Source organism: Marinobacter santoriniensis NKSG1, from assembly GCF_000347775.1.
GTDB classification, from domain to species: domain Bacteria; phylum Pseudomonadota; class Gammaproteobacteria; order Pseudomonadales; family Oleiphilaceae; genus Marinobacter; species Marinobacter santoriniensis.
The window spans coordinates 124,753-138,746 of record NZ_APAT01000016.1 but is presented as its reverse complement, the minus strand read 5'-3'; the positions used below and the strand labels follow the sequence as shown (position 1 = coordinate 138,746).

General features: G+C 59.6%; 12 protein-coding genes and 1 tRNA gene. 12 read left to right on the top strand and 1 reads right to left on the bottom strand.

Translation table 11 applies throughout. From position 1 onward, the window contains the following. Positions 1 to 24: 24 nt before the first annotated feature. From dnaJ to greA, 5 genes are all read left to right on the top strand, one after another. Entirely contained in the window at positions 25 to 1,149 is a 1,125-nt protein-coding gene (gene dnaJ / locus MSNKSG1_RS11725) for a molecular chaperone DnaJ (protein WP_008939489.1), read from the top strand. 27 nt (positions 1,150 to 1,176) lie between these two features. Next, positions 1,177 to 1,980, top strand: a complete 804-nt coding sequence (dapB, locus tag MSNKSG1_RS11720; protein ID WP_008939488.1) for a 4-hydroxy-tetrahydrodipicolinate reductase — start codon at positions 1,177 to 1,179, stop codon at positions 1,978 to 1,980. A gap of 197 nt (positions 1,981 to 2,177) precedes the next feature. Continuing rightward, entirely contained in the window at positions 2,178 to 3,308 is a 1,131-nt protein-coding gene (gene carA / locus MSNKSG1_RS11715; RefSeq protein WP_008939487.1) for a glutamine-hydrolyzing carbamoyl-phosphate synthase small subunit, read from the top strand. A gap of 80 nt (positions 3,309 to 3,388) precedes the next feature. Continuing rightward, complete coding sequence (carB, locus tag MSNKSG1_RS11710) at positions 3,389 to 6,607, top strand: carbamoyl-phosphate synthase large subunit (protein WP_008939486.1); 3,219 nt, start codon at positions 3,389 to 3,391, stop codon at positions 6,605 to 6,607. Positions 6,608 to 6,610: 3 nt separating this feature from the next. Continuing rightward, the gene (greA, locus tag MSNKSG1_RS11705) at positions 6,611 to 7,090 is read left to right on the top strand and encodes a transcription elongation factor GreA (protein ID WP_227498010.1); all 480 of its coding nucleotides are present in this window, start codon (positions 6,611 to 6,613) and stop codon (positions 7,088 to 7,090) included. Between the two features lie 81 nt (positions 7,091 to 7,171). On the opposite strand, the gene yhbY is transcribed toward greA, so the two are convergent. Then, a complete protein-coding gene (gene yhbY, locus MSNKSG1_RS11700; protein ID WP_008939484.1) occupies positions 7,172 to 7,483 on the bottom strand; it encodes a ribosome assembly RNA-binding protein YhbY in 312 nt (103 codons plus the stop codon). Positions 7,484 to 7,644: 161 nt separating this feature from the next. Here yhbY and rlmE point away from each other — a divergent pair, with 161 nt between their 5' ends. The 7 genes from rlmE to MSNKSG1_RS11665 all read left to right on the top strand — a co-directional run bounded on the left by rlmE (position 7,645) and on the right by MSNKSG1_RS11665 (position 13,965). After that, positions 7,645 to 8,265: a 23S rRNA (uridine(2552)-2'-O)-methyltransferase RlmE gene (rlmE, locus tag MSNKSG1_RS11695; RefSeq protein ID WP_008939483.1), complete on the top strand. Its 621-nt coding sequence runs from the start codon at positions 7,645 to 7,647 to the stop codon at positions 8,263 to 8,265. A 125-nt stretch (positions 8,266 to 8,390) separates the two neighbouring features. Then, a complete protein-coding gene (ftsH, locus tag MSNKSG1_RS11690) occupies positions 8,391 to 10,334 on the top strand; it encodes an ATP-dependent zinc metalloprotease FtsH (protein WP_040886867.1) in 1,944 nt (647 codons plus the stop codon). 99 nt (positions 10,335 to 10,433) lie between these two features. After that, on the top strand, positions 10,434 to 11,267 hold the full coding sequence (gene folP, locus MSNKSG1_RS11685) for a dihydropteroate synthase (RefSeq protein ID WP_008939481.1): 834 nt from the start codon (positions 10,434 to 10,436) through the stop codon (positions 11,265 to 11,267). Then, positions 11,264 to 12,607, top strand: coding sequence for a phosphoglucosamine mutase (gene glmM, locus MSNKSG1_RS11680; RefSeq protein WP_008939480.1), 1,344 nt, complete (start codon positions 11,264 to 11,266; stop codon positions 12,605 to 12,607). Before folP ends, glmM begins: the two co-directional genes overlap by 4 nt. Before the next feature lie 77 nt (positions 12,608 to 12,684). Then, positions 12,685 to 13,449, top strand: a complete 765-nt coding sequence (tpiA, locus tag MSNKSG1_RS11675) for a triose-phosphate isomerase (RefSeq protein WP_083871044.1) — start codon at positions 12,685 to 12,687, stop codon at positions 13,447 to 13,449. Between the two features lie 18 nt (positions 13,450 to 13,467). Next, positions 13,468 to 13,872, top strand: a complete 405-nt coding sequence (gene secG, locus MSNKSG1_RS11670; protein WP_008939478.1) for a preprotein translocase subunit SecG — start codon at positions 13,468 to 13,470, stop codon at positions 13,870 to 13,872. An 8-nt stretch (positions 13,873 to 13,880) separates the two neighbouring features. Further along, positions 13,881 to 13,965, top strand: a tRNA-Leu gene (locus MSNKSG1_RS11665). Positions 13,966 to 13,994: the final 29 nt, after the last annotated feature.

The following is a 13,994-nucleotide window of genomic DNA, read 5'->3' as shown; positions in this document are numbered from 1 at the left end:
GTTATAAAAACAGGGTTTTGAAGCATGGCCAAGCGCGATTATTACGAAATTCTCGGGATTTCCCGGGATGCGGACGAGAAGGAAATCAAGCGAGCCTACCGAAAGCTCGCCATGAAGTACCATCCGGACCGTAACCCGGACGACACCGACGCCGAGAATAAATTCAAAGAGGCCAGCGAAGCGTACGAAATACTGGCGGATGCCAGCAAGCGGGCTGCCTATGACCAGTTCGGCCATGCCGGCGTTGATGGCCAGGCCGGGGGCGGCTTCGGTGGCGGTGGCGCCAGCTTCTCCGACATCTTTGGTGACGTGTTCGGAGACATCTTTGGTGGCGGTGGTCGTGGCCGGAACACCCGTGGCGCGGATCTGAGGTACACCCTTGAGCTGGACCTGGAAGAAGCGGTCAAAGGCAAAACCGTCCAGATCACCATTCCCGGGCACCGTGAATGCGAAGCCTGCGATGGCAGTGGCGCGACCAAGGGGTCGGGTGTTGAAACCTGCGGTACCTGTAAGGGTATGGGGCAGGTTCGCATGCAGCAGGGCTTCTTCGCTGTTCAGCAGACCTGTCCGACCTGCCGTGGGGCCGGTCAGATTATCAAGGATCCGTGTAAGGTCTGTCATGGCCAGGGTCGGGTTCGGGAAGAGAAAACGCTGTCGGTCAAGGTTCCGCCCGGTGTGGATACCGGGGATCGCATCCGGTTGTCCGGCGAAGGCGAAATGGGGGTAGACGGTGGTCCGCCGGGCGACCTGTATGTCCAGATCGCTGTGCGTGAACACTCTATCTTTACCCGTGACGGTCGCAATCTCTATTGTGAAGTGCCGATCAGTATCGTGGATGCCACCCTGGGTGGCGAGCTGGAAGTGCCCACCCTGGATGGTCGGGTGAAGCTCAAGATTCCGCCCGAAACCCAGACCGGGCGACTGTTCCGCCTGCGCAACAAGGGTGTCAGCCCGGTTCGCGGTGGTCCGGCCGGCGACTTGCTGTGCCGCGTCATCGTCGAAACACCGGTGAACCTTACGAAGCGCCAGAAAGAGCTGCTTGAAGAGTTTCAGCAGACACTGGACGGCAGCAACGGTACCCATCATGCGCCGAAGAAAACCTCCTGGTTTGAAGGTGTGAAAAGTTTCTTTGACGAAATGAAATTCTGAGCCTCAGCCAAGTAAGGAAGAGCAGACATGCGGGTAGCAATCATGGGCGCCGCCGGGCGCATGGGCAAAGTGCTGATCGAAGCGGTTGACGGCACCGAAGGGCTGGAGCTGGGCGCGGCAATTGTCGAGCCGGGTAGCAGCCTCGTAGGTGCCGATGCGGGTGAAATGACCGGCATCGGCAAAACTGGTGTGAAGATGGTCGACAGCCTGGATCAGGTCCGGGACGACTTCGAGGTCCTGATCGACTTCACGTTCCCGGATCTGACGCTGGAAAATGCGGAATTCTGCGGCAAGCACGACAAGCGGATGGTCATCGGCACCACGGGTATGAGCGACGCCGAGAAGCAGCAGCTGGCGGTTGTGGCGGAATCGGTGCCAGTCATGTTCGCGCCCAACATGAGTGTTGGCGTCAACGTCGTCCTCAATCTGCTGCGCACCGCCGCTGCAACACTGGGCGACGACTACGACGTCGAAATTATCGAGGCCCATCACCGGCACAAGAAAGATGCGCCCTCCGGGACTGCCCTGCGTATGGGTGAGGTGGTCGCCGATGCCCTCGGGCGCGACCTGAAAGACTGTGCTGTCTATGGCCGGGAAGGCTTTACCGGCGAGCGCACCCGCAAGGAAATCGGCTTCGAGACCATCCGTGCCGGCGATGTGGTAGGGGACCATACGGTGCTGTTCGCTACCGAAGGTGAGCGTATCGAGGTGACCCATAAGGCGAGCAGTCGGATGACCTTCGCCAAGGGTGCGATGCGTGCGGCGCTCTGGCTGCAGGACAAGCCGGCTGGCCTCTACGACATGCAGGATGTACTCAACCTCAAAGCGTGATTATCCGTGGACAGAAAGCGCCGTATTTCTTACAATAAGGCGATTTATTTGCACCAAGCGTAGCTTTGAGAAGCTTTTAAGAGTTTTATGAAAAGCGGGACGGAGTCTCTACTCCCTCTCGCTTTTTTGCGACCTGAATTTGCGCTTGCGTTCCTGTTCGTGACGAACTTATCCGCCACTCGATGAGGATACAAGCCTTGAGCACACCAGCAATCCTTGCACTCGCAGACGGAAGCCTCTTCTACGGCACCGCCATTGGCGCTGACGGAGAAACCAGCGGTGAAGTGGTGTTCAATACCGCCATGACCGGCTACCAGGAAATCCTGACCGACCCGTCCTATTCCCGTCAGCTGGTCACCCTGACGTATCCGCACATCGGTAACACCGGTGTGAACGAAGAGGATATTGAATCCGACCGCATCCAGGCCGCCGGCCTGATCATCCGGGATTTGCCTCTGGTGGCCAGCAACTGGCGCAGCCAGGGTCGCCTCGACGACTACCTGCGAAACAACAACATTGTTGGAATTGCTGACATCGACACCCGTCGCCTGACTCGCATCCTCCGGGATAAAGGGTCCCAGAACGGTGCCATTGTCGCCGGCGAAAACGCCAATGCCGAACGCGCTCTGGAGCTGGCCAAAGCCTTCCCGGGTCTCAAGGGCATGGACCTCGCCAAGGAAGTTACCTGCGACAAGGTCTGGCAGTGGAATCAGACCGAGTGGGATCTTGATAACGGCTACGGCGAACGGTCAGAGTCGCGTTTCAAGGTTGTCGCCTGGGATTACGGCGTGAAGTACAACATCCTTCGGATGCTTGCTTCACGGGGTTGCGACATCACCGTGGTGCCCGCCCAGACGCCGGCTTCCGAAGTTCTGGCCATGAACCCCGATGGTATTTTCCTCTCCAATGGTCCGGGGGATCCCGAGCCCTGCGATTACGCCATCACCGCCATCAGGGAAGTGCTCGAAACCGACATTCCGGTCTTCGGCATCTGCCTGGGTCATCAGCTTCTGGCCCTGGCCAGCGGTGCGAAGACCATGAAGATGGGACACGGCCACCACGGCGCCAACCATCCGGTGCAGGATATCGCCAGGGGCACAGTGATGATCACCAGCCAGAACCACGGATTTGCCGTGGATGAGGCGACACTGCCGGCCAATGTCGAGGCGACTCACAAGTCCCTGTTTGATGGCACCTTGCAGGGCATCCGCCGGACTGACAAACCGGCCTACAGCTTCCAGGGCCACCCGGAAGCCAGCCCCGGTCCCCATGACGTGGCCCCGCTGTTTGACGAGTTTATCCGCCTGATGGGGGAGCGATCGGCCTGAGACCGATCGCCATGGAAAACTCACGGGCGCCGCGTGTTGCGCTGCCAGAATTCAAAAGTTGCTGACAGGTTTACCAAGACATGCCAAAACGTACCGACATCAAGAGCATCCTGATCCTGGGCGCGGGCCCCATCGTGATCGGACAGGCGTGCGAGTTTGATTACTCCGGGGCCCAGGCCTGCAAGGCGCTGAGGGAAGAGGGCTACCGGGTGATCCTGGTGAACTCCAACCCGGCGACCATCATGACCGACCCGGTGATGGCGGATGCCACCTACATCGAGCCGATCACCTGGAAGACGGTGGAGAAGATCATCGAGAAGGAGCAGCCGGACGCGCTGCTGCCGACCATGGGTGGCCAGACCGCGCTGAACTGCGCGCTGGACCTGGAGCGCCACGGCATCCTCGAGAAACACGGCGTGGAAATGATCGGCGCCAACGCTGACACCATCGACAAGGCCGAAGACCGGGACCGCTTCGACAAGGCCATGAAGAAGATCGGCCTGGAATGCCCCCGGGCGACCATCGCCCATTCCATGGACGAAGCCTGGAAAGTGGCCGACGACATCGGCTTCCCGTGCATCATCCGCCCGTCCTTCACCATGGGCGGCTCCGGCGGCGGCATCGCCTACAACCGGGACGAGTTCGAGGAAATCTGCACCCGCGGCCTGGACCTCTCGCCCACCAACGAACTGCTGATCGACGAGTCCCTGATTGGCTGGAAAGAGTACGAGATGGAAGTCGTCCGCGACAAGAACGACAACTGCATCATCGTCTGCGCCATCGAGAACTTCGACGCCATGGGCGTGCACACCGGTGACTCCATCACCGTGGCCCCGGCCCAGACCCTCACCGACAAGGAATACCAGATCATGCGCAACGCCTCCCTGGCGGTGCTGCGTGAAATCGGTGTGGAAACCGGCGGCTCCAACGTCCAGTTCGGCATCAACCCGGACACCGGCCGCATGGTCGTCATCGAGATGAACCCCCGGGTGTCCCGTTCTTCAGCGCTGGCCTCCAAGGCCACCGGCTTCCCGATCGCCAAGGTCGCCGCCAAGCTGGCGGTGGGCTACACCCTGGACGAACTGCAGAACGAAATCACCGGCGGCGTCACCCCGGCCTCGTTCGAACCGTCCATCGACTACGTGGTCACCAAGATCCCCCGGTTCACCTTCGAGAAATTCCCCCAGGCCGACGCCCGTCTGACCACCCAGATGAAATCCGTGGGTGAGGTCATGGCCATCGGCCGCACCTTCCAGGAATCCCTGCAGAAAGCCCTGCGCGGCCTGGAAGTGGGCTCCGAAGGCTTCGACGAGAAACTCGAGGAACTCGATTCCGAAAACGCCCGGGAAACCCTGACCCAGGAACTGAACGTCCCCGGCGCCGACCGCATCTGGTACATCGGCGACGCCTTCCGCGCCGGCCTGAGTGTGGAAGACGTGTTTGCCCACACCAAGGTGGACCCCTGGTACCTGGTGCAGATCGAAGACCTGATCAAAGAGGAAGAGGCCCTGAAGAGCGCCGGCAAGGCCGACATCGACCAGGCCACCCTGTTCCGCCTCAAGCGCAAGGGCTTCTCCGACGCCCGCCTGGCCAAACTGCTGGGCATCTCCGAGGTGAGCCTGCGCAAGCTGCGCCACGACCTGGACATCCGCCCGGTGTACAAGCGGGTGGACACCTGTGCGGCGGAATTCGCCTCCGACACCGCCTACATGTACTCCACCTATGAGGAAGAGTGCGAGGCGGACGCCTCCGACCGGGACAAGATCGTCGTCATCGGCGGCGGCCCCAACCGGATCGGCCAGGGCATCGAATTCGACTACTGCTGTGTGCACGCAGCCCTGGCCATGCGTGAAGACGGCTACGAAACCATCATGATCAACTGCAACCCGGAGACCGTGTCCACCGACTACGACACCTCCGACCGGTTGTACTTCGAACCGATCACCCTGGAAGACGTGCTGGAAATCATCCACGTCGAAAAGCCCAAGGGCGTGATCGTCCAGTACGGCGGCCAGACCCCGCTGAAACTGGCCCGCGGCCTCGAAGCCGCCGGCGTGCCCATCATCGGCACCAGCCCGGACGCCATCGACCGCGCCGAGGACCGGGAGCGGTTCCAGCAGATGATCACCCGCCTGGGCCTGAAACAGCCGGAAAACGCCACCGTTCGCAGCCACGAGGAAGGCATCCTGGCGGCCCGGGAAATCGGCTACCCGCTGGTGGTGCGTCCGTCCTACGTACTGGGCGGCCGGGCCATGGAGATCGTCTACGACGAAACCGAACTGGTGCGCTACATGCGCAACGCCGTGCTGGTCTCCAACGACAGCCCGGTGCTGCTGGACCACTTCCTGAACGCCGCCATCGAGGTGGACATCGACGCCATCTCCGACGGCACGGATGTGGTCATTGGCGGCATCATGCAGCACATCGAACAGGCTGGCGTGCACTCCGGCGACTCCGCCTGCTCGCTGCCGCCGTACACCCTGTCCCAGCAGGTGCAGGACGAGATGCGCGACGCGGTCAAGAAGATGGCCATCGAACTGGACGTGATCGGCTTGATGAACGTGCAGCTGGCCTGGCAGGACGGTGAGATCTACGTGATCGAGGTGAACCCGCGGGCCTCGCGGACGGTGCCGTTCGTGTCCAAGGCCATCGGCGTCTCCCTGGCAGCGGTTGCGGCCCGGGTGATGTCGGGCAAGACGCTGAAGGAACTGAACTTCACCCAGGAGATCGTACCGACCTACTACGCGGTGAAGGAATCGGTGTTCCCGTTCAACAAGTTCCCGGCGGTGGATCCGATCCTCGGGCCGGAGATGAAATCCACCGGCGAAGTCATGGGCCTAGGCGACAGCTTTGATGAGGCCTTTGCCAAGGCGGCGTTGGCGGTGGGCGAACGTCTGCCGGAGCAGGGGACGGCCTTCATGTCCGTGCGTGACGTGGACAAGCCGGGTGCTGCCAAGGTGGCCCGCGACCTGGTGGATGCCGGTTTCCGGATCATCGCCACTACCGGCACTGCCAAGGCCCTGAAAGAATCAGGGATTGAGGTGGATCCGGTGAACAAGGTCCGTGAAGGGCGTCCCCACATCGTGGATGCCATCAAGAACGGCAAGGTTCAGCTGATTATCAATACCACCGAAGGCCGCAAGGCGATTTCCGACTCGGCACAGATTCGCCAGTCGGCCCTGCAGGCGAAGGTGACCTATACAACGACCCTGGCGGGTGGCGAAGCCTTCTGCCGGGCCATCAAATTTGGCCCGGAGCGCACTGTTCGTCGCCTCCAGGAACTACACGCAGGAAAGTAAATCATGGCTGACAGAGTACCGATGACCAAGGCGGGTGAAGCCCGCCTGCGCGAGGAGCTGAAAAAGCTGAAGTCCGACGATCGGCCCAAGGTGATTGCGGCCATTGCCGAGGCCCGTGAGCACGGCGACCTCAAGGAAAACGCCGAATACCATGCCGCCCGTGAGCAGCAGGGTTTCATCGAGGGGCGGATCCAGGAAATCGAGGGTAAGCTGGCGTCGGCCCAGGTGATCGACGTTACCACCATGGAAAATACCGGTAAGGTGATTTTCGGCACCACCGTTCATCTGATCAATGTGGATACCGACGAAGAAGTCACCTACCAGATCGTGGGCGAGGATGAAGCGGACATTAAACAGGGCAAGCTGTCCATCTCGTCACCGATTGCCCGTGCCCTTGTGGGTAAGGATGAAGGCGATGTGGTGGCTATCCGTGTTCCGTCCGGCACCGTCGAGTACGAAATTTCAGAAGTCGAGTACATCTGACTCCGGACTGCTCCGGAATAAAAAAGCCGACTCCGTTCGTTCGGGGTCGGCTTTTTTGTCGGCGCGCTTTGGGAGTGCTGATCAGTGCTTGTGACGCAGCAGATTGGAGAGTTTCGGGTTGGGCTTTTTCGCGCGGCGCAGAATGACGGCGATTTTTCCGATGCTCTGTACCAGCTCCGCTCCCGAGGCCTCGCACAAGGCATTGATCGCTTCCTGGCGGACATCGCGGTCCGGGCTGGCGATCTTCACCTTGATCAGTTCGTGGTCATTCAGTGCCCGCTCCAGCTCCTCCTGGAGTCCCTCGGACAGGCCCTTGTCACCCACGATGATCACGGGTTTGAGGTTGTGGGCGATCGCCCGGTACTCCCGGCGCTGTTCCGGTGAAAGGCTCATGATGGAATCTCTTTATCGGTGCAATTAATAAAACGCCGGCAACGTGTTTGCTGGCATAATCGTATAATCGGCGGATTGTAACAGATCGCCGGGTCCCGGAAATGGCTGTTAACCCGTATCGGTGGCGGGAACTGGCCGAACAGGAACAATCGGAGGTGAATTTGGCTCGGTCCAAGTCCAGTGACCGCTGGCTCAAGGAACATTTCGACGACGTCTGGGTCAAAAAGTCCCAGGAAGACGGCTATCGCTCCCGTGCCAGCTACAAGCTGATAGAGCTGGATGCGAAGGACAAGCTGTTTCGGCCCGGCCAGCTGGTGGTCGATCTGGGCGCAGCGCCCGGAGGCTGGTCCCAGGTTGCCGTGGAGAAGGTTGGTGACAGTGGTGTGGTGATCGCCAGCGATATCCTGCCGATGGACCCCATTGCCGGTGTTGACTTTGTACAGGGCGACTTTACCGAGGATTCAGTCTTCGAGGCGCTACTGGATCTGCTCGATAATCGCAGGGCCGACGTTGTAATTTCCGATATGGCGCCCAATATGAGTGGTATGGCTGCAGTCGATATCCCGAAAGCCATGGGCCTGGTTGAGCTTGCGCTCGATATGGCCCAGCGGGTACTGCGGCCTGGCGGCGTGTTTGTGGCCAAGGTGTTTCAGGGTGAAGGCTTTGATGCCCTTTTGGCAGACATGCGAGGCAGCTTCAAGACGGTTGTCAGCCGAAAACCGGATTCATCGCGGGCCCGGTCCCGGGAGGTCTATCTGGTGGGTAAGGGTTTCAAGGGCTGATCGCTATGCGATGGCTCTGTGGCTGTTACGGATGGGCCGTTTCTGGTGGACAGGCGTACAATTGGTGTAAGGTGTCGAAAAGGGTGTCTTTGCGAAGGTGTCCTTCAATTCACAGGTGATGATCCTTGAACGATATGGCAAAAAATCTGGTTCTCTGGCTAATCATAGCCGCGGTTCTGCTGATGGTGTTTCAGAATTTCTCTCCCACCACCAGCGGGCAACAAGTCAACTATTCCCAGTTCGTGCAAATGGTCCAGCAGGGTCAGGTGCAGCGGGTAACCATCGATGGCCTGGATATCCAGGGCACCAAGGGTGATGGTTCCCAGTTCCGGACCATCCGTCCCCAGGTGGCGGACAACAAGCTGATGGACGATCTGCTGGCGAACAACGTCGAGGTTATCGGTAAAGAACCGGAGCGTCAGAGTCTCTGGACGCAACTACTGGTTGCGGCTTTCCCGATCCTCATCATCATCGCTCTGTTTGTCTTCTTCATGCGACAGATGCAGGGAGGCGGTGGCGGCAAAGGCCCCATGTCGTTCGGCAAGAGCAAGGCCCGCCTGATGAGTGAGGATCAGATCAAGACGACTTTCGCTGACGTGGCCGGCGTTGATGAAGCCAAGGAAGATGTTAAGGAACTGGTGGATTTCCTTCGGGACCCGAGCAAGTTCCAGCGTCTTGGCGGCAGCATCCCGAAAGGTGTGCTGATGGTAGGTCAGCCGGGTACCGGTAAGACTCTGCTGGCAAAAGCGATTGCCGGCGAGGCGAAGGTGCCGTTCTTCTCCATCTCGGGTTCCGACTTCGTGGAAATGTTCGTAGGTGTCGGTGCCTCCCGTGTTCGGGACATGTTCGAACAGGCCAAGAAGCAGAGCCCCTGCATCATCTTTATCGATGAGATTGATGCCGTAGGTCGTCATCGTGGCGCCGGCATGGGTGGTGGTCACGACGAGCGTGAGCAGACCCTGAACCAGTTGCTGGTTGAGATGGATGGTTTCGAGGGTAACGAGGGCGTTATCGTCATCGCGGCCACTAACCGTCCGGACGTTCTGGACCCCGCGCTGTTGCGCCCGGGACGTTTCGACCGTCAGGTCGTTGTTGGTCTGCCTGACATTATTGGTCGCGAGCAGATTCTGAAGGTACATATGAAGAAAGTACCGCTGGCAGATGGTGTCGAACCTGCACTGATTGCTCGTGGTACGCCCGGCTTCTCCGGTGCCGATCTGGCCAACCTGGTGAACGAGGCCGCGCTGTTTGCGGCGCGTCGTAACCAGCGCCTGGTGTCCATGGAAGAGTTTGAGCTCGCCAAGGACAAGATCATGATGGGCGCCGAGCGGAAGTCCATGGTGATGAGCGAGAAGGAAAAGCGAAACACGGCCTATCACGAGTCAGGCCACGCCATTGTTGGTCGCCTGGTGCCAGAGCACGATCCGGTCTACAAGGTGAGTATTATTCCCCGCGGACGGGCCTTGGGTGTGACCATGTTCCTTCCGGAGGAAGACAAGTACAGTCACTCCAAGCGTTATCTGATCAGTTCGATCTGCAGCCTCTTCGGTGGACGGATCGCGGAAGAGTTGACGCTGGGCTTCGAAGGCGTCACCACGGGTGCTTCCAATGATATCGAGCGGGCGACCAGTCTGGCTCGCAATATGGTGACGCGATGGGGATTGTCCGAGAAACTCGGCCCGCTGCAGTACGATACCGACAGCGAAGAGCCGTTCCTTGGGCGGTCCGCCGGTCAGGCCCATACGGTCTATTCACCCGAGACGGCCCAGCGCATCGACGAGGAAGTCCGTAACATCATCGACGAGTGCTACTCCACCGCGAAGCAGATCCTGATCGACAATCGGGAAAAGCTCGACATGATGGCCGAAGCCCTCATGAAGTACGAAACCATCGACCGTCATCAGATTGATGACATCATGGAAGGTCGCGAGCCCCGGCCGCCGAAAGGGTGGGGTGACAGCGGTCCGACTGGCGGTGTCCAGGTCGAAGAGCCGGAGAAAGCGCCCGAGCCCAAGGGGTCTGACGACGGGCGCCAGCCTGGCGTTGGTCGACCGGCCGGAGAGCACTGAGCCGCCTCTGACAGGATGGTTGATTGATTGCGCCGCCCGGCTTCCGGGCGGCGTTTGTTTTTGTCTTACCTGAAAATATCACTTCGAGATTGGTTCGCTATGGAAATGAACTTCGCCGGGCGGGTGCTGGATATGTCCCGCTGTCATGTGATGGGAATCCTGAATGTCACTCCGGACTCGTTTTCCGACGGTGGAAGGTTCAACTCCCCGGAGGCGGCACTGGCCCGGGCCCGGCAGATGATCGACGATGGTGCGACGTTTATTGATGTTGGCGGCGAGTCTACCCGGCCGGGAGCCGCTCCGGTGTCCTTGCAGGAGGAGCTGGACCGGGTGTGTCCGGTGGTTGAAGCGATTTCACGAGAACTGGACACGGTGATTTCGGTAGATACGAGTTCGCCGGAAGTCATGACCGAATCCGCGAAACTCGGCGCCGGCCTGATCAATGATGTCCGGGCGCTACAGCGTGAGGGTGCGCCTGAAGCCGCTGCGGACGCCGATATACCCGTGTGTATCATGCACATTCAGGGTGAGCCGGATACGATGCAGGATCGCCCGTCCTATCGAAATGTCCGGAGGGATGTCAGTTCCTTTCTGACCGAGCGTATGCGCGTGGCGGAGGCGGCTGGCGTGCGGCCCGAGAATATCGTGCTCGATCCGGGCTTTGGCTTCGGGAAGACGCTGGAGCATAACCTGCAGTTGCTTGCTTCCATGGAGCAACTGCACATCCTCGGGCATCCGCTGCTTATCGGTATCTCCCGTAAATCCATGCTGGGCCAGATCACCGGACGAGAGGTTAACGAAAGGTTGCCTGCAAGCCTTGCCGCCGCGACAATAGCCGCCATGAAAGGTGCAGGCATTGTGCGTGTTCACGACGTAAGGGAAACCGTGGATGCCATCCGGGTAGTGGCCGCGATGAAGGAGGCAGTGTTATGAGTGACAGGAAGTATTTTGGTACCGACGGCATCCGTGGCCGGGTTGGGGCGTTTCCCATTACGCCGGAGTTCATGCTGCGTCTTGGCTGGGCTGCGGGTCAGGCGTTCAAGAAGGATGGTCAGCGCAACAGCGTTTTGATTGGCAAGGACACCCGTTTGTCCGGCTATATGTTTGAGTCTGCCCTCGAGGCGGGTCTATCGGCGGCCGGTGTGGATGTTAAGCTTCTCGGCCCGATGCCAACGCCGGCAATTGCTTATCTCACCAGAACGTTCCGGGCATCCGCCGGCATCGTGATCAGTGCCTCCCACAACCCCCATGAGGACAATGGCATCAAGTTCTTTTCTTCGGCGGGGACCAAGCTGGATGACGCCCTGGAGGCCGAGATTGAGCGGTGGCTCGATCGACCTCTGGAGGTCTGTGAGCCCTCGGAGCTGGGCAAGGCATCCCGTGTCGATGACGCGCCAGGCCGGTATGTCGAGTTCTGCAAGAGCACTGTCCCCAATGAGTTCACCATGGACGGATTGCACATCGTGCTTGATTGCGCCCATGGTGCGACCTATCACGTGGCCCCGAAGGTGTTCCGGGAGTTGGGGGCCAGGGTGTCCGTAATTGGCGCCGAACCCGATGGGCTCAATATCAACCTCAACGTCGGTTCCACGCACCTGGATGCGTTGAAGCGTGCCGTGCTGGAGAAGAAGGCCGATCTGGGTGTGGCCTTTGACGGGGATGGAGACCGGGTCCTGATGGTCGACCGGGATGGATCAGAGGTCGATGGCGACGAGCTGCTGTACATCATTGCCTCCCAGCGCCATCTCGAAGGGCGGTTGAACGGTGGGGTGGTCGGCACCCTGATGACGAATCTCGGCGTCGAGCTTGCGCTCAAAGAGATCGGTATTGAATTTGAGCGGGCCAAGGTGGGCGATCGCTACGTGATGGAGCGGCTTCTGGCCAACGACTGGCTCCTGGGTGGCGAGGGCTCCGGGCATATGGTTATCCGGGACTGTACCTCTACCGGTGATGGGATCGTCTCTGCGCTTCAGGTGCTGCTGGCCGTTCACCGGTCCGGTAAGCGTCTTTCCGACCTGCGCCAGGGAATGAGTAAGCTGCCGCAGAAGATGGTTAACGTGAGAGTTGCAGAGCGCTTTGATCCCCTCGCAAGGAGTGAGATCGTCGATGCAATTCGCGAGGCGGAAGCGCAATTGGGAGAGAGTGGCCGGGTGTTGCTCAGGCCGTCCGGGACCGAACCGCTGATTCGGGTCATGGCCGAAGGTCAGGTCGAGTCGGAGATCGTTCGGGTTGTCGAGGAGCTGGCCAGGATCGTCGAGCGCTCCTGCTCCTGATATTTTGTATTTTCAGGTGGTTGTGTGACGGCGAACGCTGCTGTATAGTTCGCCCTCCCTCACGTTCGGGAAAGGATATGCGACGCAAGATCGTAGCCGGAAACTGGAAAATGAACGGGTCTCTGGACCTTGTCCGCAACCTGGTTGGCGATGTGAAAGCCCGGTTGAGTGGACTTGATAATGGTGTCGAGGCTGTTATTATTCCCCCCGCTCTGTATGTTGAGAGTGTTAAGGGTCTGGCTGGTGAGTCCCTTGGCGTTGGTGTCCAGAATGTGAGTCAGTGGACGTCCGGTGCGTTCACCGGAGAGATCTCTGCCGATATGGCGAAGGATCTGGGCTGTGATTGGGCGTTGGTTGGACACTCCGAGCGTCGTCAGTACTTCGGAGAAACCGATGAGCTGGTTGCGGCCAAGGTCGAGCGGGTTTTGCAGAGCGGCCTTCAGGTTGTTCTGTGTGTTGGTGAAACCCTTGAAGACCGCGAGCGTGGCGAAGCCGAAACCGTTGTGTCGTCCCAGGTGGCCAGTGGCCTTGCCGGTGTGGATGAGGGGCAGTGGTCGCGAGTCGTGGTTGCCTACGAGCCGGTTTGGGCGATAGGGACCGGAAAGACCGCGACATCGGAAGATGCCCAGAGCATGCACGCCGAAATTCGTCGGGTGCTGGCCGGTATGGGTGCGCCGTCGAAGCAGATTTCAGTCCTTTACGGCGGCAGCGTAAAAGCGGATAATGCGGCCGCGCTTTTCGCCGAGCCGGATATAGACGGCGGTTTGATCGGTGGCGCATCGCTAATTGCTGAAGAATTTATGAGTATTTGCCGGTCGATGCCGGCGAGTGCCAAAGACTAAAGTGTCGCGAGAATTGTTATGAGTTGGTTGGAAACACTGGTTGTCGTTGTGCACGTGGTGATTGCCATAGCGCTCGTGAGTCTGGTCCTGATCCAGCAGGGTAAGGGTGCAGATGCAGGCGCGGCCTTCGGTGGCGGTGCCTCACAGACCGTATTCGGCAGTCAGGGTAGCGGAAGCTTTCTGACTCGCTTGACCACGATTCTGGCGATCGTGTTTTTTGTGACAAGTTTTTCGTTGGGTGTTTTTGCCAAGCAGCGCGCTGAAGTTGCCGGTGATATGGGGGTTCCCGTCGCCGAAGAATCTTCCGCGCCGGCGCCTGCCAAACAGGAAAAGCAGGCCACTGCGCCGGCTGATTCGGCAGATCAGAAGCAGTCCAGCGACACCGGGGGTGGGAAGAGTTCCGATCTTCCGACTCTTGAGTAAAGAATGATGCCCGGGTGGTGAAACTGGTAGACACGCTATCTTGAGGGGGTAGTGGCGAAAGCCGTGCCGGTTCGAGTCCGGCCCCGGGCACCATATCAAGAAAAAACGGCTTGGATTTTCCA

Coding starts and splice junctions, on each gene's coding strand:
- folP (WP_008939481.1), top strand. CDS start 10,434: ATGGAAATGAACTTCGCCGGGCGGGTGCTGGATATGTCCCGCTGTCAT.
- yhbY (WP_008939484.1), bottom strand. CDS start 7,483: ATGAGCCTTTCACCGGAACAGCGCCGGGAGTACCGGGCGATCGCCCAC.
- tpiA (WP_083871044.1), top strand. CDS start 12,685: ATGCGACGCAAGATCGTAGCCGGAAACTGGAAAATGAACGGGTCTCTG.
- dnaJ (WP_008939489.1), top strand. CDS start 25: ATGGCCAAGCGCGATTATTACGAAATTCTCGGGATTTCCCGGGATGCG.
- secG (WP_008939478.1), top strand. CDS start 13,468: ATGAGTTGGTTGGAAACACTGGTTGTCGTTGTGCACGTGGTGATTGCC.
- carB (WP_008939486.1), top strand. CDS start 3,389: ATGCCAAAACGTACCGACATCAAGAGCATCCTGATCCTGGGCGCGGGC.
- glmM (WP_008939480.1), top strand. CDS start 11,264: ATGAGTGACAGGAAGTATTTTGGTACCGACGGCATCCGTGGCCGGGTT.
- dapB (WP_008939488.1), top strand. CDS start 1,177: ATGCGGGTAGCAATCATGGGCGCCGCCGGGCGCATGGGCAAAGTGCTG.
- greA (WP_227498010.1), top strand. CDS start 6,611: ATGGCTGACAGAGTACCGATGACCAAGGCGGGTGAAGCCCGCCTGCGC.